13 protein-coding genes are annotated in these 20,061 nt (G+C 64.7%); 1 reads left to right on the forward strand and 12 read right to left on the reverse strand.

Going from position 1 to position 20,061, the window contains the following annotated elements; translation table 11 throughout:
* Window positions 1–636: 636 nt before the first annotated feature.
* From bcsC to IAE39_RS16525, 11 genes are all read right to left on the reverse strand, one after another.
* Complete coding sequence (gene bcsC / locus IAE39_RS16475; RefSeq protein WP_201204343.1) at window positions 637–4,155, reverse strand: cellulose synthase complex outer membrane protein BcsC; 3,519 nt, start codon at window positions 4,153–4,155, stop codon at window positions 637–639.
* Window positions 4,143–5,258 carry a cellulose synthase complex periplasmic endoglucanase BcsZ gene (gene bcsZ, locus IAE39_RS16480; protein ID WP_201204345.1) on the reverse strand — a complete coding sequence of 372 codons (1,116 nt, stop codon included), beginning with the start codon at window positions 5,256–5,258 and terminating at the stop codon, window positions 4,143–4,145. The genes bcsC and bcsZ overlap by 13 nt, the downstream gene beginning before the upstream one ends.
* Entirely contained in the window at window positions 5,258–7,555 is a 2,298-nt protein-coding gene (gene bcsB / locus IAE39_RS16485) for a cellulose biosynthesis cyclic di-GMP-binding regulatory protein BcsB (RefSeq protein ID WP_201204346.1), read from the reverse strand. Before bcsB ends, bcsZ begins: the two co-directional genes overlap by 1 nt.
* A complete protein-coding gene (gene bcsA / locus IAE39_RS16490; RefSeq protein ID WP_201204348.1) occupies window positions 7,552–10,161 on the reverse strand; it encodes a UDP-forming cellulose synthase catalytic subunit in 2,610 nt (869 codons plus the stop codon). The genes bcsB and bcsA overlap by 4 nt, the downstream gene beginning before the upstream one ends.
* Complete coding sequence (bcsQ, locus tag IAE39_RS16495; protein WP_201204356.1) at window positions 10,158–10,865, reverse strand: cellulose biosynthesis protein BcsQ; 708 nt, start codon at window positions 10,863–10,865, stop codon at window positions 10,158–10,160. The genes bcsA and bcsQ overlap by 4 nt, the downstream gene beginning before the upstream one ends.
* A complete protein-coding gene (gene bcsR, locus IAE39_RS16500; protein ID WP_201204358.1) occupies window positions 10,862–11,080 on the reverse strand; it encodes a cellulose biosynthesis protein BcsR in 219 nt (72 codons plus the stop codon). Before bcsR ends, bcsQ begins: the two co-directional genes overlap by 4 nt.
* Window positions 11,077–12,690 carry a cellulose biosynthesis protein BcsG gene (bcsG, locus tag IAE39_RS16505; RefSeq protein WP_201204368.1) on the reverse strand — a complete coding sequence of 538 codons (1,614 nt, stop codon included), beginning with the start codon at window positions 12,688–12,690 and terminating at the stop codon, window positions 11,077–11,079. Before bcsG ends, bcsR begins: the two co-directional genes overlap by 4 nt.
* On the reverse strand, window positions 12,683–12,871 hold the full coding sequence (gene bcsF / locus IAE39_RS16510; protein ID WP_201204370.1) for a cellulose biosynthesis protein BcsF: 189 nt from the start codon (window positions 12,869–12,871) through the stop codon (window positions 12,683–12,685). Before bcsF ends, bcsG begins: the two co-directional genes overlap by 8 nt.
* Entirely contained in the window at window positions 12,868–14,358 is a 1,491-nt protein-coding gene (locus IAE39_RS16515; RefSeq protein ID WP_201204372.1) for a BcsE family c-di-GMP-binding protein, read from the reverse strand. Before IAE39_RS16515 ends, bcsF begins: the two co-directional genes overlap by 4 nt.
* A 421-nt stretch (window positions 14,359–14,779) precedes the next feature.
* Entirely contained in the window at window positions 14,780–15,865 is a 1,086-nt protein-coding gene (locus IAE39_RS16520) for a polyamine ABC transporter substrate-binding protein (RefSeq protein ID WP_201204375.1), read from the reverse strand.
* Window positions 15,866–15,911: 46 nt separating this feature from the next.
* Window positions 15,912–17,210, reverse strand: coding sequence for an NAD(P)/FAD-dependent oxidoreductase (locus IAE39_RS16525; RefSeq protein WP_201204431.1), 1,299 nt, complete (start codon window positions 17,208–17,210; stop codon window positions 15,912–15,914).
* A 133-nt stretch (window positions 17,211–17,343) separates the two neighbouring features.
* Between IAE39_RS16525 and IAE39_RS16530 the strand changes: the two genes are divergently transcribed.
* Window positions 17,344–18,252, forward strand: a complete 909-nt coding sequence (locus IAE39_RS16530) for a LysR substrate-binding domain-containing protein (protein WP_201204377.1) — start codon at window positions 17,344–17,346, stop codon at window positions 18,250–18,252.
* A gap of 8 nt (window positions 18,253–18,260) precedes the next feature.
* Here IAE39_RS16530 and IAE39_RS16535 read toward each other — a convergent pair whose 3' ends face one another.
* Window positions 18,261–19,592 (reverse strand): MFS transporter, encoded by a 1,332-nt coding sequence (locus tag IAE39_RS16535; protein ID WP_201204379.1) that lies wholly within the window; start codon window positions 19,590–19,592, stop codon window positions 18,261–18,263.
* Window positions 19,593–20,061 lie beyond the last annotated feature (469 nt).

Raw genomic sequence — 20,061 nt, forward strand, 5'->3', positions numbered from 1 at the left:
ATTCGCGGGTGAACCCGCTCCTACACTGGGCCGTGTAAAGGCAACCGGGGCCATACGCCGCGTCGGCCTCTTCCACATGGTTTCCTGGCCCATACGTTCGATGTAGGAGCGGGTTTACCCGCGAATACGTCTGTGGATTTGCCGGCGCATTCGCGGGTGAACCCGCTCCTACACTGGGCCGTGTAAAGGCAACCGGGGCCATACGCCGCGTCGGCCTCTTCCACATGGTTTCCTGGCCCATACGTTCGATGTAGGAGCGGGTTTACCCGCGAATACGTCTGTGGATTTGCCGGCGCATTCGCGGGTGAACCCGCTCCTACACTGGGCCGTGTAAAGGCAACCGGGGCAATACGCCGCATCGCCCTCTTGCATATGGCTTCAGGCCCATACGTTCGATGTAGGAGCGGGTTTACCCGCGAATACGTCTCTGGATTTGACGACGCATTCGCGGGTGAACCCGCTCCTACACTGGGCCGTGTGAAGGCAACCGGGGCCATACGCCGCGTCGGCCTCTTGCACATGGCTTCAGGCCAATACGGTCGATGTAGGAGCGGGTTTACCCGCGAATGCGTCTGTGGATTTACCGGCGCATTCGCGGGTGAACCCGCTCCTACAACGGGCCATGTGAAGCCCCTATCATCGCCACTCGCTGTAGGGCTCCAGGGGTGTCACCGGCAGCGCCAGGTTGCCGCGCCACGGCTCGAACAGGTAGCGCAGGTAGAGCATGGCATGGCTGGGCGCGTAATCATCGCTGTACTGCCAGTCGAAGCCGCCGCCCAATACCCACTGGTCACTCAGGCGCCGTTCGAACAGGCCGCGCAGTCGGTAGCCCAGCCCGTTGCTGTCGCTGGATGCCTGCATGGCATCAATGTTGGACTCGATGTCGTACTGCCCCAGCACCTTGCGGTTGAGGTGCTTGTCCGGGTACAGGCGGCTACTGTCACTGTGGGCCTGGGACCAGCTGACCGACCCTTCCAGCAGCACCGACCAGTCGTAGTTGCGCCAGGCATAACTGACCGGCACACCCACCGAGCTGTAGCGCTGCGGGCTGTAGTAACCACCCTGCCCCAGGCTGTAGCCACCCAGGTCCTTGTCGTGGCGCCAGTGCATCAGCGTCAGGCCCACCCGCACACGTTCGTCCGCCCTTTCCACCAGGCGATGGTAAACGCCAGCCATGGCTCGGGTGCGCTGGTTGTCGGCGACGTTCTCGCCATACAGCCAATGGTGCCCCAGGCTGGCCCAGACCCCGTTGTCGCCGCCTTGGTCCCAGCTCAGGCCAAGTGTGGCACCGTTGGCCGTGACCCCGCCCCAGCGCACACCCGTCGGGCGGTCACGTGCCCCGGCAAACGACAGCAGCGAATTGCTCATCGGCCGGCGGGAGGCCGTCAGCGACCAGCCGACCTGGCCAAGGTCACCGTTCAGCGTGGCACCACCCAGCCAGTTGTTGATCGCATAGCCCTGGGTTGTGCCCAGGTCGAAGGCCCAGCGGTTGTTCTGCCAGCCCAGCGCCAGCACGCTGCCGTCTGTGGTCTGCGAGCCGCCCCCACAGGCAGGCAGGGATCTACCGTCAGCCGTCCGACCGACAAACTGGCAACTACCGAAATCGGGCGTATAGCCACCCTCGTCATTCTGCTCGAATGACCCGGCATCCATGCCGATGCGCTCTACCCGCGCAAAGGCGGTGCCGTCCTGCCAAGGGGTGTCGACATGCAGCAGCGTCGACTGGGTACTGAGCCTGGACGTCCCAGGCGTACCGTCATCCTCGCGCCAGCCGTAGTCGTGCATCAGCGTCACATGGGTATTGCGCTGGCGGTACAGCGCATCGACGTCACTGCGCAGGCTGCGGGCCAGCCAGTCGTCAGCGTCCTGCTCACGGCTGGCAAAGGTCAGCGCGCGGTCGTCCCTTGGCGTCACGCCAGCGCGGTCGAGCAATTGCGCATCGGCCATTGCGGCTGCATAAAGGTCCAGCGCCCGCTGCGGGTCATGCTGCGCCACCAGGCGTGCGGCATCACGGCGCAACAACGGATCGGGGCGAGCCTGCTGTGTGGCAATACGGTCGAGCAACCTGGCCGCCTTGTCGTGCTCGCCCAAGGCGACCCACAGCGCCGCCAGGCGGCGCTGGGCACCGCTGTCATCAGCGGCGAACGCCGGTACCCGTACGCCCAGCATGTGCCGGGCCTGCGCCAGGTTGCCTTCGGCCACCGCACTTTCCATCACCCCTAAACGTGCATCCGGGCGCCCGGGCTGTGCGGCAAGCACACGCTGGTAATAGCCGCGGGCTTTGCCGGGCTCGCCGCGCTGTGCTGCCCAGTCGGCCAACAGCATCAGGTCGTCCGGGCTGCCATCACCACGCGCCAGGCTGGCTTCCAGCAGGGCTGTCGCCTCGGCGCTGCGGCCCTGGGCCTGCAGGTGCTGCGCCGAGGCCAGGGTCATGCGCCGCTGGATACGCTGCTGCAGCGCGCGCATGTCGGCATTCCAGCCGGCCTGCGGTACTGCGCTCAGGCTGTCCAGCGCCAGCGCATCACGGTCGCTGGACTCCAGGTACAGGCCATGGGCATAGCGGCTGGCCGGGTCGCGTGGCTGGTGCTGCACCAGCCGGGCAAATGCCGTGTCGGCTTCGCGGGTGCGCCCTTGCTGACGCAGGCTGTTGGCCAACTGATAAACCAGCCAGGGCTCATCGGGGGCCAGCGCAGCAGCCTGGCCGAGCACATTGCTGGCTGTCGCCCAGTCCTGCCGCTGCAGGGCCTCGTCCCCTTGCTGGCGCAGGCGCGCCAGTTGCAGGCTACGGCGCAGGTTGGCGAACTGTGCTTGCTGGCGTGGCGGCAGGCTGTCCAGGTAGGCCTGCGCCTTGTCGGGGGACTGCGCCTGGTACACACGTATCAGGCCACGTACGGCGCTCTCGTTGCCCGGCGCCATCCGCCGTACCTGCAAGTACTGCCGTTCGGCGGCCGCTGCATCACCCTCGGCCAGCGACACATCCGCCAGCCCCAACAAGGCGTATTCATCCTGCGGCCGTTGCTGGCGGGCCTGCAGGTACAGGGCACGTGCACCGCGTACGTCATTGGCCTGCAAGGCCCGCTCGGCCTTGTTCAGCGTGGCCCAATAGCGGCTGGATGACTCCAGGTCCTTCCATTGGCTGATCCAGTAGGTGTCCTGTTCCTTGCCGCTCGCGGCGCGGAACGCTGCATTGGCGTCCTCGTAACGGCTTTGCCGCATCAGCGCATAACCCAGTGAGCCGTGTAAACGCGCATCGTCCGGGTACTGCCGCAGCGCCCGGCGCAACTGCACCTCGGCTTCGGCATTACGGCCCTTGTCGAGCAAGGCCACGCCCCGCTGCCCGGCCTGCCAGGCCGGGTCGGCCAACAACTTGCGTTGCTGTTGCAGGGTTTCGCTGGCCTGGGCCTGCAATGGCGAGGCCGGGTAGCGCAGCAGAAAAGCTTGCCAGGCCGCCGCGCTGGCCGCGCTCACTGCTTGCCCGGACAAGTAATCGAATTCACGCTGGGCCGCAGCATCCCGTGCAGCGGGGTCGCGAGACAGTTGGTCGAGCAAGGCCAGGGCTTCGCGATCACGCTTTTCGGCAAACAACCAACCGGCCAGGGTCTGACGCAGCCCGGCACTGCCCGGGTATTGCAGGTCCAGCCGTTGCAATTGCCTGATCGCCTCTGGGCGTTGGCCTGCCAGGTTGCCGCGCACTCGCCAGTAGTCGAGGGCCAGCTCCAGGCTGGGCGGTTCGCCGGCGAACAATTGTTCGTACACCGCCAGCGCTTCCTGGTTGCGCCCGGTCACCGCCAGCAGGCGTGCCTGCTGCAAACGCTGCGCCTGCCCGGGTTGCTGCAGCGCCAGCAGGCGGCTGGCCTGGCGTGCCTGCTGGCTGCCAGGCGCCACGGCACTGATGCGGGCATTCAACTGCTCGGCTTCGCTGCTGTTCTTTTCGCGCAAGGCCAGGCTCAAGGCCGCCAGCAATACATCCGGGTTACGCGGTTCAAGCAGTTGCAGGCGGCCCAGGGCGTCACGCACCAAGTCGTCACGGTGCAATGCCTCGCCGCGACGAACCTGGTCCAGCAGCCATTGGCGTTGTTCGTTGGCATCCTTGGGTTGCACCGCCGCCTGGCAGGAAACGGCCGCCAGCATCAGCACACCGATCATTCGCTGCATGACGTGCTCCAGGCTGGTAACAGGCGGCCATTGGGGGCAAAACGGTAGCGGGACTCGTCCCAGCCCTGGCCGAACAGCGCCAGTACCTGGCTGTAGTAGGCCTTGGCTTCGACGGGCTGCTCGCGCAAGCGCTGGCGCTGCGCGGCCAACGCGGCGACGTGTTCGGGCGACGCCGCCAGCAATGGCAGCAACGCGGCAGAGAAACCGGCCGGGCCATGGCCACTGGCTTGGCCACTGCGCGCATCGACGCGCTCGGGGGGCAGCCCCTGGCGTTGGGTCAAGGCCGCCATCGGCGCATAGTGGGCCACCAGTTCGCTACGCTGCGCCGCATCCGGGGCCAACATGCCAACCCACAGGTACACGCGAATGGCGTCGTAATCACCGCCATTGCCGTGCGTGGGGTCTGCCGCAGGCGCACCGGCCGGCGTCCACAGCAACCAGTCCGGGGCAAAGCCCTTGGGCGAAGCAGCCAGCCACAAGCGCCGGGTGTTGGCCGCAAGCTCTGCCCACAAAGGATCTACTTCGCTGAAGCGGTCGAACAACTGCAGCGGCAGGTAACTGGGGTTAAGCCGGGTGCCATCAGCCCCCTCGAAGCCATAGTCGCCGGGCAGCAGCATCACCCCCAGGCCCGGTAGCTTGCGCACGGTTTGCGCGGCGATGCGCCACAGCAGGCGCTGGCCCAGCTGCGTGTACTCCGGCTTGTCCCACAGGCGCCCGGCTTCCAGCAGGCTGTAGGCAATCCACAGGTCTGCATCGCTGGCGTTGTTGGCGTCCAGCACCTGCCACTGCTGCTGGTCGTTGCGCCCCCACAGCCAGGCCGGCAGATGCCTGGCCAGGTCGCCCTCGGCGAGGTTGTTGCCGGTCCAGCGCAACAACTGGGCAAAGGCCTGGCGGTCGTTACCCACCAGGGCGAAGAACAGCCCGTAGCTCTGCCCTTCCGACGTGGTAATCAGGCGCTTGTCGCTTGGGTCGATGACCCGGCCGTCCACGCTGACCAGCTCGGCCTTGAAGCGCTCCCAGGCCGGCCACGGGCACGCGGCGCTGGCACTGGCGAAAACGGGCAAGCCCAGGGCCAGCAACCCTGCCAGCATCTGACGCGTCATCACTTGCCCTCACCCAGGCGACGCTGGCTTGCCCAGCGCAACGCACGCCACAGCAAGAAGGCGAACAACACCACGCAAACCGCCGCGATCACGGCCAGCAATACCGGGTGCTCGGACAAGTGGAACCACATCAGCAACCACCACGGCAGCGCACCAACAAAGTAAGGCTCGCCCACGAACTGGCTGCTCACGCCACTGCTGCGTACCAGTGCGACCGACCCGGCCACTGCATCCAGCTTGCCGACATCACCGAGCACGTCGCGCAGCAACGCGTAGTCGCTGTCGCTGTTGGCCAGCAAGGCGACTACGCTGCGCTGCTCGTGAAACGGCGATTTCAGCCCGGTAATGGCAGCAATCGGCGCCTGCGCGCTGACGGCTACCCGGCTACTGGCTGCCACCGCCCCGGTATCGAAGCGCTGAGTACCGGGCAACCCGGTGGTACGGCCTTGCAACAGCCAGTCGCGCTGGGCGCTGAGCAGCAGGCCGAGGTTGGGCGCATCGCTCAGGGCTTGCGGCAGGCTGCCAATCAACAGCAGGTCGGCATCGGCCGTGGCGGCCTGTTTCCAGTCATCGATCAGCTGCAGGCCAAGCGCCGGGTAACCGACCTGCCCGGCCAGCCCGCCAATGGTGTCGAGCAAGGTGCCGACCTGCATCGCCGTAGGCTTGGCCGGCATCATGACCAAGGTTTCGGAAAGGTCGGCCATGCGGCTGAACGGGAAGCCGCTGCGGGCAAAGGCACGCAGGTCCGGCATGGCAATGTAATGGTGGTAGCCGGACAGGTCGATGGTGGAGTTGTCGTCGATGGCGGCGCGCACGTCTACCGGCAACGAGGTCTGGCAGCGGTCGCGCTGGGCGCTGCCCAGGGTGCTGGCAAAGCTGAAATCGAAGCGCAGGCGATTACGGTCGCCAATTTTCAGCGCCGGTACCAGCGACTTCTCGCTCAAGGCGGTACTGTCACCGGACAACACCGCCAGGCGCATTTCTTCGAGGGTGCCGCTGCGCCGGTCATTGCCCACCAGTGGCATGCTGGTGATGTACTGGTCGTTGACGCTGATGCTCAGGCGCGATTCGTCGGTTACCGCCGGCGCCGTGTAACGGTACAGTGTACGCAGTGGGATGCCCTGGTTGCGCCAGACGAACAAGTCGGGCGGCAAGTTCAGCTCCAGCGTGACTGGCCGCGGTTGCAGGCCACTGACTTGCAGCTGCTCGGGGTAATCCAGCAGCTCGGCGAAACGCACCGGCCGGTCGGTGCGCGTCCAGTTCGGCGCATCGTAGGGTTGCCGCGGTTGCAGCGGCGTCACCTGCTCCACTTTCACCCGCGCGCCACGGAACAGATTGTTGCCCACCGCCAATGCCGAAGCGGCCTTGACCAGGTCGTCATCGTTACGCCCCAGCACCAGCAGCACTTTGCTGAAACGGTCATCCGGGTGGTCGATCATCTGCAGCACCGGGCCGTCGACCAGGGGGAACTGCTGCAGGTCAGCGAGGAACGCCGGGCGGCGGTCGTTGCTGGCGAACACAATACTTGGCGTAGGTTTGGCGCCACGCGCCGGCAGGCTGTTGTACAGCACAGGGAAGCTGGCCTTGCGCCAACCCGCCTGGCTGCCGAAGTAGGAGGCCAGGATCGCCGCCGCTCGTTGCTCGCCCATGCTCGGCGTGCCGCTGAACACCACCGGCAGCTCGACCTTGCCGGTGTCGCGGGCATCGAAGAACGGCAGCGGGAAGTATGCCAGGTCGTTGTCCAGCACCAGCGCCTGTTCATGCAACTGCACCTGGCTCTTGCGGTTCAGGTTCAGCCACAGGCCACTGTGCGCCGGGTCTTCGCAGATGTCGGTGTAATGCCCTACAAACTCCAGGCGCACCCGGTTGAAGTCGCTGAGCAGCTTCGGGTCTAACGGCAGTTGCCGCCGTACCCGCTGGCCCAACTGGTCTTTCTCGACCGGCACCACGCCCATGAGTTCGTCATTGAGGTAGACACGCAGGTGCGACAGGTTCGGCAACAGCGCTGGCGAAGGCGTGTAGTCCAGCTGCAAGGTGGCATCGGTGGCCAGGCGGTCGCGGCGCAGGCCGAAGTCGATCTGTTCGCTGTTACGCACACCCAGCAGCAGGCTGTCGGACGCATGCCCGAGCTGCTCGAAGGTTTTCGCAACCGGCCAGTTCGGTACCGTGGGTACTGCGGGAGATGGTGCGGGCTCGGCAAGCGGGGCTACGGCAGGCGCGGCAGCGGCGTTTTGCGACAACGCAGCCAGCAGCGCCATCGCCAGGCCCCAGGTACGCGCGGGATAACCAGTCATCATGCGTCTCGATCAACAGGGTTCATGGAAGGGATGGCCCGCGGTGTGCGGGGCCAATAGCTGGCCAGCCACAGCGCCAGCGTGCGCAGTGGGCGCACCCACCGCAGCAGCCACGGTGGCAGGTGCTCGACCAGGCGCAGGTAACCGACACCGCCCAGCTTCAGCACATCAACCAGGCTGCGCAACGGGCGCTCGACCTCATGCTGGTCGCTCCAGCCCAGCCAGGCATCGGCGCGGGCAAAGGTGCAGTGGACCAGGTCGATACGCTGCTGCCGGGAGAGCGCATGGAACACCAGGCCCACGTGCTGGCCAACGGTGCGGGTGACACAGGCCTGGAAGGCAAATTCGCGCTGGCCACGGCTGAGCAACAGGCGCACCTGTTCGCCCGCTTTCAGTTCAAGGCCCGGCTGCACCTGCAAGCCGACACCACCGTCGGAATAGTCGACCAAGGTGCAGGGGTAGGCATGCCCGCTGGCCAGTACCAGCGCCGCTGGCAGGCGCATCTGCACCCGGTGGGCACGGCGCACCTGGCGCACTTCGGCTGCCACGGCCACCGCAGCGCCAATGATCAGCAGGTTGTAGATCACCCACAGCGAGCTGACGATCACCGTGCCGACCTCCGCCGTGGGGCCGGTGAACAGGCGCCACACGGCAAAGCCCAGGCCGGCCACGTTGAGCGCTGCCAGGCACAAGTACGGCTGGGCAATGCGCCAGTCGAACTGGCCCTGCTCCATCAGCCCGCCCTTGGCGGTGACGTTGAACGTGCCCTTTTTCGGCGCGAACAGCGCGACCGTGGTCGGGCGGGCGATGTACCAGGCCAGCACGGTCTCGTAGACCTCGCCCCAGAAGGTTTGCCGGTACTTGCCCTGCATGCGCGAGTTGGTCAGGCTGGCGTGGATCATGTGCGGCAGCACGTACAGCAGAATCATCAACGCCGGTGCGTAGATGATGTAGGCATGCAGCAACAGGAACGCCAGCGGCGCAGTCAGGAACACCAGCCGCGGCAGGCCGGCCAGGAAGTGCAGCATCGCGTTGGCATAGCACACCCGCTGGAACAGGCTCAGCCCACGGCCGAACAGCGGGTTGTCGGTGCGAAAGATCTGCACCATGCCGCGGGCCCAGCGAATACGCTGGCCAATGTGCGCCGACAGGCTTTCGGTGGCCAGGCCTGCGGCCTGGGGGATGCTCAGGTAGGCCGACGACCAGCCCTGGCGGTGCATGCGCAAGGCGGTGTGGGCATCTTCGGTCACGGTCTCGACGGCAAAGCCACCGATGCTTTCCAGCGCGGTGCGGCGCAGCACGGCACATGAGCCGCAGAAGAACGCCGCGTTCCACATGTCGTTGCCATCCTGGATCAGGCCGTAGAACAACTCCCCTTCATTAGGGCGCCGGCGGAACGAACCAAGGTTGCGCTCGAACGGGTCAGGCGAGAAGAAATGGTGCGGGGTTTGCACCAGCGCCAGTTTCGGGTCTTTGAGGAACCAGCCCACGGTCAGTTGCAGGAAGGAACGCACCGGCACGTGGTCGCAGTCGAAGATGGCAATCAGCTCGCTGTCGGTTACGCCCAGCGCGTGGTTGAGGTTGCCGGCCTTGGCGTGCTTGCTGTCCGGGCGCACGATGTAGCCCACCCCGACTTCGTCGGCAAACACGCGGAATGCATCGCGGCGGCCATCGTCGAGAATGTATATACGCAGGCATTCACGCGGCCAGTCCAGGCCCAAAGCCGCCAGGACCGTGGTGCGCACCACCGACAGGTCTTCGTTGTAGGTGGGGATCAGCAGGTCGACGGTCGGCCAGTGCTGCGGGTTGGCCGGCAGGTTGGCCGGCTTGCGCTGCAACGGCCAGCTGGTCTGGATGTAGCCCAGGATCAGCACGAGCCATGAATAGGTTTCAGCCGCCAGCAGGATCACCCCGAACACCAGGTCGGTGGTGTCGTTCCAGTTCAGGGTCGAGGTGTAGCGCCACCACAGGTAGCGGCAAGAGATGATGGTCGACAGCACGATCAGCATCAGCGTCGGGAAACGCCCAGGCATGTGCCGCACCAGCATGGCGATGGCCAACAGCAGGCAGATGAACACCAGCTGCGCCAGGTAGCCGAACGGTTCGGTCACGCACAGCAGGGCCAGGCTGACGGCACACAGCGTCAGCACGCTGTAGAACACGCGCCGGGCCAGCACGCTCAGGCCGCGCAGCCGCGCCGAGGCGGCGTGGGTGAAGGCGCTGGCGCGGTAACGCGCGGGTACCTGTTGCAGCCTGGCAATCAACCGGCCGTGATAGTGCTTTGCAACCTGGCCTGCCCCGCGCAGCCGCGCCCGCAATGCGCCCCAGGTGCGGCGGCCTGGCCTTGGCGCCCGCGCCTGCGACTGGCGCCGCAACAGCAGCCACAGGCTCTGGATCAGTAGGCGTACCGGGTCACCCAGGCTCGGGCGCTTGCCCGCCAGTTGCGGGTACAGCCGCTGGCGCTCGGCCAGCAGTGCCTGCCAGGCAGGTGACTCAAGGCGCAGCAACAGATACGCCAGCCACACGCCAAGGGTAAACAGCCAGGCAACCGGCAGGCGCGCGCCACGGGTGGTGAACCAGGCATAGGCAGACAGCGGCGTCAGGGTCACGGCTGGCGCCTCGTCAGGCAGCGCACCGCCAGGCTCTGCACGTCTCGGCTGGCCAGGCTCTGGGGGGCGTAATGACCCAGCGGTGCCTTGCATGCCAGGGCTTCGAGGAACGCTTCGTCGCGGTGCACCACCTGGATCGGCAGGCGATCACGGAACAGGTCACGCCACACCATCAACACATCGCTCTGCAAGCGGCTGGCCGGGTCATAGCGGTTGACCAAAAGCAGGTCGTAGTGGTCCACCGGCTGACGCCCAAGCAACAAATGGCTGGCCATTTCGGCCTCGGCAACCAGCACCCGTACATCGGTTTCAAGGTTGTGGCCCGCGCTGCCGGCCGGCAATTGCGGCAGGTCGAACAGCAACCAGTCGAAGTGCTCGGCCAACTCGTTCTGGCGCGTGCGCCATACTTTCGCGTCGGGCGCGGTGTGCTGCATGCCGCCCGGCAGGGCACCGAATGGCAACACGCACAGGCCTTCGAACACTTCATACACGGCATCGCTGAACGGCCGCCCTTCCCGCTCTGCCAGCGCCCAGCCTTCGGCCGTATCCAGTGGCAGGTTGAAGTGTAGCCCCAGCAGGTTGCCGGGGCACAAGTCGATCAGCAGCACCCGCTCCCCCACGCCTTGCAGCGCATGGCCCAGCGCCGCCAGCAAGGCGCTGCGCCCCAGGCCACCGCGTACCCCGTGCAACGCCAGGCTGGTCATGACGTAATCCCTTCGCGCCGGGTTGCCGCCGCGTACAACGTACCCTGGCTGCCGGCCCGGCAGCTCTCACCCAGCAATGGCCAGCGTTGCAGGGCCTGCTGTACGCCGACCAGCAACGAGATGTCCTGATAGTTCAGCGCAGGCATGGCCAGGTGCTGACGCAGCTGGGCAATATCGTCACTACGGTCGGACGGGTCTGCCATGCCAGTGTTCATGGGCGCTCCTTGGGGATAGGCTGCCAGTCAGGCTGGCCTTGCAGGCGCATGTAGGCGCGCCCCTGATAGTCGAGTACCTGCGCCCCGGCGGTTTCAGCCACCTGCTCGGTGGTTGGCAGGTCGCTCAGCAGCGCGGGCACATCCAGCACTTGCTGTTGGCCCAGCCCCGCATAAACACGCGAGATCAGCTCGGACAACGCCAGGTAACTGCTGGCAGCCGTGACATGCAGCGCTTCGCTGCGGGCTGGCTGGCCCATGCCGATGAATTTCAGGCCGACCGGCACATGGGTGATCGACGGCGTGGGGATTTCGCGCATGCCGGACAGCTGCATGCGGTCGCCATGCAAGGCGGCGCCGTGCTCCGGGACGATCGCCACGACTACGCGGCGGCCACTGTGCTCCAGCTCATCGAGGAAGGCGCCGAGCTCACCGAACAGGCGATTGGCGCGGGTGGCATAGTCGGCCACTTGGGTACCGCCATCGGCGGTGACGATGCGGTTGCCGTCATGCAGGCTGATGCTGTTGTAGAACAGCGATACATGTTCGGCCGGTTTGCTGGTGCGCTGCCCCCACCAACGGCGCAGCACCTCCAGGTCGCTGGCAATCGGCGAGCCGTCGAAGCCCACCAGGGCCCGCGGGAAATCGGTGTTGCGCAGGCCCGGTTGCGGCATGTTCTGCCGGGTGATGTCACCGATGAAGTTGTCGAACCGGCCGCTGTGATTGAGCAAGGTGTTGCTCTGGAAACCCAGCCGGGCCAGGTTCTGGAACAACAGGCACTGCTCCGGTGCCGGCTGGTAGAGGTCGGCATGCGACGACTGCCCGCAGCTGGCACGCAACACGCGGATGGCAGCAGGCCCGCTGTAGGAGGTCGCCGAATTGAACTGGTCAAAAATCACGTCCATGCGCGACAACAAGGGGTTTTCGCGCAGCCCGACGGCGGACAGGTCGTCCCACGCCAGCGAGCAGATGTTGATCACCAGCAGGTCGAACGGCTGCTCATCGGCGTTCACCGCCGGGAACGCCGTCACCCGTTCGCGCTCACTGCTGAAGAAACGCTCGAGCCAGCTGTCGAGCGTGGCATTGTCAGCCGTTGCCGCAGCAGGCACCGGCTCGCCTCGGGTGCCTGCCACCCCACTGGCTGCCGGGCCTGCGCCCAGCAGCGGCAAACCGCCGACGGCCAGCCAGGCCAGGCCCAACAGGCTCAGGGTGCTCAGGCGCAGCCAGTGGCGCAGGTACAGGTAGCCCACCAGCAGCAAGGCCAGCGCGCCCAGCAGGTTCCAGTTGATGAAGCGGCCCAGCAGCTCGGCCAGGTATGCCCACGAAAAGTCCAGCACCCCGGGCTGCGCCAGCAGGCGGCTGAACGGCGGTAACCAGGTGTCTTGGTAGAACAGCGCGATTCCGATCGGTACGGCCACCAGCTGCCTGGCAACACGCAACCACCTGCCCGGCAACGGGATCAGCAGGAACGCTGCGAACAACAGGTTCGGCAACGCCTGGAAGTCGAGCATGCCGAGGGCGACCAGCAGGAATTTTGCAAAAAAATAGAGGTTCCACCCTCCCAGTCCAGGCCAGCGGGCCAGTACCGGGAGGGTGACGGTGGTGTTAGTCATTATTCTGGGGTTCCTGGCGTGCAGCGCGGTGGCGTACGCCCAGCGGTTTCAGGTAACGAGGGGGAAGGCGACGGCGCAGCCAGCCGCGCAATGCGCCGCCAAGGCGCATCACCAGCAGGGCCAGGCCCAGCGTGACCAGCGCGGTAAAGCTGATCACCTGCAGCAGTTGGGCGAAGTTCATGCGCCACCCCGCTTGGCCAAGGCGACCTTGCGCGGTGCCAGGGTCGGCCACGCCTGTGCGGGCACCTGCGCCGCCGGGTCGGGTCGCGGTTGCTGCGGCAAGCTGCTGTCGAGGAAGGCCGGGCTGGTAAGGCTGTCGATGTCGACCAGCAGCTCCTGACTGACGAACAGCTCTTTCCACGACAGCTGGAAGATGTGGTCAAGCGCTTGCTCGACCCCTTCAGAACGGCAGGCGAACAGGAACAGGAACAGAACGTCGCCCACCACGCAGGCGATGTCCCCATCACGGCGGAACACCGTGCGCGAGCAAGCCTGCAGCGGGGTCAGCCCGGGTGCCGGGCGCATCACCAGCAGTTGATGGACGATTTCGCCGTTGCGCAGCCCTTGCCACATGCTCTGCACGGCTTCGGCAAACGCCCGTGGCGCCACCAGGCCGCAGATGGCCTGCGGCCGCAGGCGGGCCAGCAAGGCATCGAAGTCGCCTGGCAGGTGCCGGCGCCAGACGTAACCCTGGATACTCTCGACCATGGTCAGGAAGCGCGACAGGCTGGCGCCAAACGGCACGATCAGGGTGGCGCCGCAGGCCAGCAGCAGTTGCTCATCCTGGTACCGCAGGGTAGGCGCCATCTCGCGCACCACCAGCTTCAGGGCGTTGCCGCGCAGCTGCCGCAGGCGGTGCAACTGGCGCGCCAGGTTGTCCAGGCGCTGCCCACCGTCCATGGCGAAGATCACCGTGGCCGATACCGCCCTGCTGGCACTTGCGCTCAGGCCCTCAATGCTTTCATGGACCTGCCAGTGTTCGGAGAACGCAGGCGCCCCTTCCAGTACCGGGCGCTGGGCCAGGCATAACAGCTCGTCGCCACCGGCGTCGATGGGTACCGGCGCCATGGCGGCAACTGCAAAGCCGCCAGCCAGCCGCACAAGCTCCATGTCGCGGGTGGCCGTCTTGCCAAGCGGGTTGCTCCAGAAATGCTGCAGGTAGCGCACGCCGCCTTTGCCGCGGTACACCTGGGCCAAGCCATCGAGGTGCTGGTTGTACGTGCGCAGGCACTCGACCAGCGCGGTGCCCTGCCCGCCACTGATGACCAGCAGCAATGCTGCCTCGGCCAACAGTGCCGGGCGCAGGGCATTGCACCATTGTTCGGCTGCGTCGCCCGCCCAGGCATCGGCCGACACCAGCAGCACCAGCACACGCTTACGCGGGGCAAGACGCGGCAAGTCCTGCAGCAGGTAGCGAATAGACTGCGGGGTGGTTTCAAACAGCGCCAGCTCGGCCGGGCCCTGTGCGGCATCCAGCGCACCCAGCACATCACGCATGGCTTGCGCGTCGGCGATCAGGGCTGCCCGGGCATCCTCGGGCATACCTTCAATCACCTGGCGGCATAGCAAGGAGGCGTCTTCGGCAGCGTCACAGGCTAACCAGTACAGTCCTTGTTCATGAAGCTGGCTGCTTTCGGCGCCCAGGCCGGAAATTGCCAACAACGGCATTCCATTTGTCAAAACACTGGCTCTGCAGAAATTAAAGAATCGGTTTTCGGGGGTGATCGTGGCACCTGAGGCGCTTGGGAGTGATGACCCATGTCAACAATCCGGCGAATAAGGTGGGCGGCACGCGAAACCGTCAATTCTACAGCACTGAAAAAAGATTGAATCAGCCAGAAATGTAATGAAATGCAAAAATATGTAAGCAACCACGCCTATCTTACGACTTTAGTCGTGAACACCGGCGAAGCCGTTTTTCGCAAGCGCACCGCACTCACATGAATCGAATACCCCTTGTAGGAGCGGCTTCAGCCGCGAACACCGGCAAAGCCGGTGCCACCCACCGCGTCGCCTCTTTCGCGGGTAAACCCGCTCCCACATCAGCACTGCTCATGCTTTTCAGATTTTGAACGAGGCAGTTACGCCCTCACCTGCCACTGGTCACCCGTGTCCACAAGCGCGTGCTCAAACGCATGCCGGCGGGTGACAGTGTCTGAATCGGGAACAACGTATCGAGTACCGCCTGGGGCGGGTAGACCGCGGGGTTGTCGCGCAGCGAAGGCTCCACGTATTGCAATGCCGCCGCATTGCCATTGGGGTACTTCACCGCATTGCTGATGTGCGCCATCACCTGTGGGTCGAGCAGATAGTCAAGGTAGGCATAGGCGGCATCAAGGTGCGGTGCTGCCTTGGGGATCACCACCATGTCCACGGCCACAGTCGAGCCTTCCCGCGGGATGCTGTAGCCCAGCTGCACGCCGTTGCCGGCTTGCTGGGCACTGGTCATGGCCTGCAAAACATCGCCACTGAAGCCGATCGCCACGCAGATATTGCCATTGGCCAGGTCACTGACGTACTTGGACTGATGGAAGTAGCTGATCGAGGGGCGCACGGCCAACAGCGCGTCCTCAACCTTTTTCAGGTCTTGCGGCCGCTCGCTGTGTGGGTCCAGCCCCAGTACCTTGAGTGTGATCGGCACGATTTGCGTCGGGTTGTCGAGAAACGCCACGCCGCAGGCGCTCAATTTGGCGATGTTTTCCGGGTTGAACAGCAGTTGCCAGGAGTTTGTCACCTCGGTGGTGCCAAAGATGGCCTTGATCTTTTCCACGTTGTAGCCAATACCCGTGGTCACCCACATGTAGGGGATGGCATGGCGGTTACCTGGGTCGCTGGCCTGCAGCAGCTGCATCAGTTTCGGGTCGAGGTTGCGCCAGTTCGGCAGCTTGCTGCGGTCGATTTCCTGAATGGCCCCGGCCTTGATCAACCTGGGCAAGAAGTGGTTGGACGGGCTGACCAGGTCATAACCACTGCCCCCGGTCATCAGCTTGGCTTCGGTGGTTTCGTTGCTGTCGATCAGGTCGTAGGTGGGCTGGATGCCCGTTCGGCGAGTGAACTCGGCCAAGGTGTCATCGGCAATGTAGCCGCTCCAGTTGGCGATGTTCACCGTGCCTGCAGCTTGCGCGCCAAGGCTGAACAATGCGCTCAGAACCACGGCCATGCGGGTGAATTTCATGTGCTTGCCCTCTATTGTTATCAGTGTGTGCAAGTGCCCCGCCGGGTCAACGCTCCAGCGCTGCGCGTCGGGTTTCCCAGGCCATGCGCAAAGCCGCACCAATGTCGAAAAACGGCCGCGGCGGCAGGTAGCCGGGACGCGACTGGCCAAGCACGTCGGTCAACAGCGCCGAAGGTTCGGCACAGGCCATCTCGACCAGCAGCCGCCCCCACAACGTGCCGCGCGCAACCCCCGAACCATTGCACCCCGCGACGGCATACAGCCCCTCGTCGATTTGCGCAAAACACGGCTCGCCCGAGCGGGTAGCGCTCAGGTGGCCCGTCCAGGTGTATTCCAAGTCCTGCGCGACCAGGCCAGGGAAGCGCTTCACCAGGCCCTGCAGGTGCTGCCGTTGGCGGGCCTGCAGCTGGCTGATGTTCAGGTCCCGCCGGCGGTACTCCACGGTGTTGCGAATCAGCAGGCGGCGGCCCGGCAGAAGGCGCAAGGTAGCGCCACCGGGCAAGGTCGAGAGCACGCCCCAGCGGCGTTCGCCGAACAGGCCCTGCCAGTGCGCCTCGCTTAGCGGGCGGGTAATGCTCGCGCTGAGCTCCAGTGCAAAGGTACCGCTGCGATGTACCCCGACCCTGGGCAGGAAAGCCCCGACGCAAGCCAGTACACGGCTGGCGGTAATTTCGCCGCCGTCGGTGCGCGCCTGCCAGCCCTGCCCTGCCCTGCGCAGGTCAAGCACCGCACTGTGCTCAAAAACCTCCACCCCCTGGGGCAGTGTTTCAGCCAGGCCGCGCACGTAGCTGGCCGGCTGTAGCAAGGCATTGCCACCGCTGCAATGAATGGCACGTTGATAGAACTCGCTACCAAGGCGCTGCTGCAAGGCTTCGCCTTCCACATAGCTGGCACGCGCCCCCACGGCTTCGAGCGTGTGCAGCAAGGCGTCGATCTGCTGTAGATGTGCCGGGTGGTGGACAGCGAAGTGATAGCCGCCGTCATCATACTCACAGGCGATCCCCAGCTCGGCGATACGCTGACGCACCTCGTTGCCCGCTGCCGCACCGATCCGCGAAGCCACCTCGTAGCCTGCAAAGCCAGGGCTGCCAAGCAGTTCGTTGGCGCCTGGCAGTTCATGGCTGACGGCAAAACCGGAGTTACGCGCCGAAGCACCCTGGGCAACGCGCTGGCGCTCAACAAGGATGACGCGTTGGCCGGGAAAGCGCGCGGCCAATGTATGCGCCGCCGCAAGGCCGGTAATACCGCCGCCGATAATCAGCCAGTCACAGGCCTGGCGGCCACGCTGGCGTGGATGCGGGCTGGGCTCGCCGGCCAGGGCGATCCATCCACAGCGGTTGTCGATTGCCATCAGCTCCTCCATTATCAATGCGCACGGTTTATTGGTATTAATCTGGCGCGCGCCTTCATGGCCTAATCTACGAGGGCTGAAGCCTTGTTTCTAACGTTGATTTTTCATTCAGCCATTCCCGGAACGCATGGATAAAACATTTCGCGCGCCTTCGTTGCAGGCCCTTCAGGCATTGATCCAGGTCGCCGACAGCGGCAGCTTCACCGCCGCTGCCCGGCAGTTGCACCTGACCCAGAGCGCCATCAGTCGGCAGATACAGCAACTGGAAGAGCACTACGCCGTTGCGCTGTTCGAGCGCACCAGCCGCAAGGTGGGGCTGACCAGCCATGGCCGCGATGTGTATGCCGTGGCGCGCCAGGCACTGGAGGAGCTACAGGCCCTGCAACAACGGCTGGCACCGGCACCGCTCGATCGGCCGTTCCGCATCCGTATCTTCGTGTCGTTGGCCGTGCGTTGGCTGCTGCCTCGGCTGAGCAGCTTCTATGCGCTCAACCCGGGGTTGTGCCTGTCCATCGAAACCGTCAGCGGGGACGTGGTGGAAACCAGCGGGGACTGCGACGCGTATGTGCTGTACCTGCGCGAAGGTGCAGACGAGCGCCCGCTGACGGTATTGTTCGACGAGTACCTTGTGCCGGTCTGTGCACCTTGCCTGGGCGAAGGCCAGCGACCACCCGGTTCACTGAAGGCACTGGCTGAGCATGCGCTGATCCATGGCTCGACCGGGCGCCATGAGTGGAACTTGTGGTTGCAGGCTCATCAGGGCCGCCCCGAACAGGCCTACAAGCACCTGATGTTCAACCTGGATGATCTGGCGCTGGATGCCGCAGCACGTGGCCTTGGCGTGGCCATGACCGACCAGGTGCTGGCCCATGATGCGCTGGCCCGGGGCGACTTGATCGTGCCCTTTGGCGAACCGTTGAAAACCGGTGGGGTCTACGCGCTGTGGCTTCGCGACAGCGGTGTTGCCCACCCGGCGTGCAACGCGGTGCTGCAGTGGTTCGAGACCCAACTGGAGCACACGCGCACCGCACGGTAAGGCCTGCCTCAGCGCTCCAGCGAGGCTGCGGCCTCCAGGCTCATGCCACGGGTTTCAGGCGCCAGCCACACCGACACCACCAGCCCGGCAAGCGATACCAGCGCCGCCACCAGCATGGTGTTGCCGATGCCGATGCCTTGCAGCGAGATCGGCACCAGCCAGGTACCCGCCGCCGAGCCGATGCGCGACATGGATGAGCCCATGCCCACGGCAAATGCGCGGATTTCGGTGGGGAACAGTTCGTTGGGGTAAACCAGTTCCAGCACCTGCGCGCCGCCAATGAACAGTGCATAGGCGCCGAACAGCACCAGCACCAGCACCTCCGAACCGTTGGAGAACACCCCCAGGCCCAACAGCGCCAAGGTCGACCACAAGAAGCTGTGGATGATCAACGGGCGTCGCCCAAGCGTATCGATCATGCGGGTTGCGACAACGCAGCCAACCACGAACAACAGGGTGATCAGTACCGAGCCATACGATGCCCAGTCGCCTTTGAGGTTAAGCGCCTGCAGCACCACCGGTGCAAACGAGTACACCGCAAACATCGGCACCACCGCAGCGCTCCAGAACACCGCGACGAACAGCATGCGCTTGCCGTAACCCGAGCGCAGCAGTGCTCCCAGCGAGACCTTCTGCTCCACGGCCTGCTCAGGCATGTTGGCCAGGGAGAACGACGGCCCGTACACCTGCTTGATAATGCGCTCGGCCTCGTCGAAGCGGCCCTTGCTCATCAGCCAGCGTGGCGACTCGGGGGTTCTCAGGCGGATGATGAACAGCAGCACGCCCAACACCCCGGAGCTGGCCAGCACCCAGCGCCAGGCATCGTCACCGCCGCGCGCGAGGATGAAGTTGCCCACCATGTACGACAGCGCTGCGCCGGCAAACCACAAGATGGTCAAGCCGGCCAGGCGCCGGCCACGGTGCTTTTGCGGCAGGAACTCGGTGAGCAGCGAGCCGGCCACCGGATACTCGAGCCCCACGCCAACCCCGACCAGGAAGCGCAACGCGAACAAGGCAATGCCCGACTCGACCCAAAAGGTGCCTACAGACCCCACGATGAACAGTATCGGCCCGACGAAAAACAGGCGTTTGCGCCCGATCCTGTCGGTCAGCCAGCCACCCAGGAAGCCACTGCAAAAGGTGCCGAGCATGGCCGAAGCCGCCACCAGGCCCTGCCAGAACGAGTCCAGTTTCAAGTAATCGGAAAACTGTACGATCACGACCCCGATAATACTCAGGATATAACCGTCGAGGATCCAGCCACCGCCGGCGCGCAGGGTCATTAATTGATGGAATCGGTTTAATGGTACATCTTCAATGGAAACTGTATTACTTGTCACCGCGAGAGCCCTTTATGGTCTTAATTATTGTTGGAACCTGAAGACGTTCGACTCGAACTTCATAGTGAACTTTGCGCCCTTTGCCGGCGCGCGCGCGCACCTGTCCGCTGGCGCTATCAGCCGCGTACAACGCACCGGAACGGCGTACTGTCTACTATGTGTAGACACAGGATAGGCGAGGCTTTCAGCCAGGGTCAACGCTGAAAATGGATGCAGCCCGAACATGCAGAAGCGAGTAATCAAGGCAAAATTCAGGCTGTGAAACCTGTCAAGTATCCGCCCCTGTCGAGCTGTGAAAAAATGTAAGAAATAGTAATATTTGATGGCGCAATTTGACATTCATACGGCGCTGGCAGAAGGTTCTGAAACGCGGCACAACGCTTGCCCAAGGCAAAAGAAATTTGCCCCGAAAGCGCATTTTTTTGTCGTTTAGCAGCAGGGCCATGTCGTCGCCCGGCAAGTTTCGTAA

The sequence above is a fragment of the Pseudomonas sp. S37 genome, assembly GCF_016658545.1.
Classification (GTDB): Bacteria; Pseudomonadota; Gammaproteobacteria; order Pseudomonadales; family Pseudomonadaceae; genus Aquipseudomonas.

Excerpts from the sequence above, each read along its gene's own strand:
- bcsC (WP_201204343.1), bottom strand. The coding sequence starts at position 4,155 with ATGCAGCGAATGATCGGTGTGCTGATGCTGGCGGCCGTTTCCTGCCAG.
- bcsZ (WP_201204345.1), bottom strand. The coding sequence starts at position 5,258 with ATGACGCGTCAGATGCTGGCAGGGTTGCTGGCCCTGGGCTTGCCCGTT.
- bcsB (WP_201204346.1), bottom strand. The coding sequence starts at position 7,555 with ATGATGACTGGTTATCCCGCGCGTACCTGGGGCCTGGCGATGGCGCTG.
- bcsQ (WP_201204356.1), bottom strand. The coding sequence starts at position 10,865 with ATGACCAGCCTGGCGTTGCACGGGGTACGCGGTGGCCTGGGGCGCAGC.
- bcsR (WP_201204358.1), bottom strand. The coding sequence starts at position 11,080 with ATGAACACTGGCATGGCAGACCCGTCCGACCGTAGTGACGATATTGCC.
- bcsG (WP_201204368.1), bottom strand. The coding sequence starts at position 12,690 with ATGACTAACACCACCGTCACCCTCCCGGTACTGGCCCGCTGGCCTGGA.
- bcsF (WP_201204370.1), bottom strand. The coding sequence starts at position 12,871 with ATGAACTTCGCCCAACTGCTGCAGGTGATCAGCTTTACCGCGCTGGTC.
- IAE39_RS16515 (WP_201204372.1), bottom strand. The coding sequence starts at position 14,358 with ATGCCGTTGTTGGCAATTTCCGGCCTGGGCGCCGAAAGCAGCCAGCTT.
- IAE39_RS16520 (WP_201204375.1), bottom strand. The coding sequence starts at position 15,865 with ATGAAATTCACCCGCATGGCCGTGGTTCTGAGCGCATTGTTCAGCCTT.
- IAE39_RS16530 (WP_201204377.1), top strand. The coding sequence starts at position 17,344 with ATGGATAAAACATTTCGCGCGCCTTCGTTGCAGGCCCTTCAGGCATTG.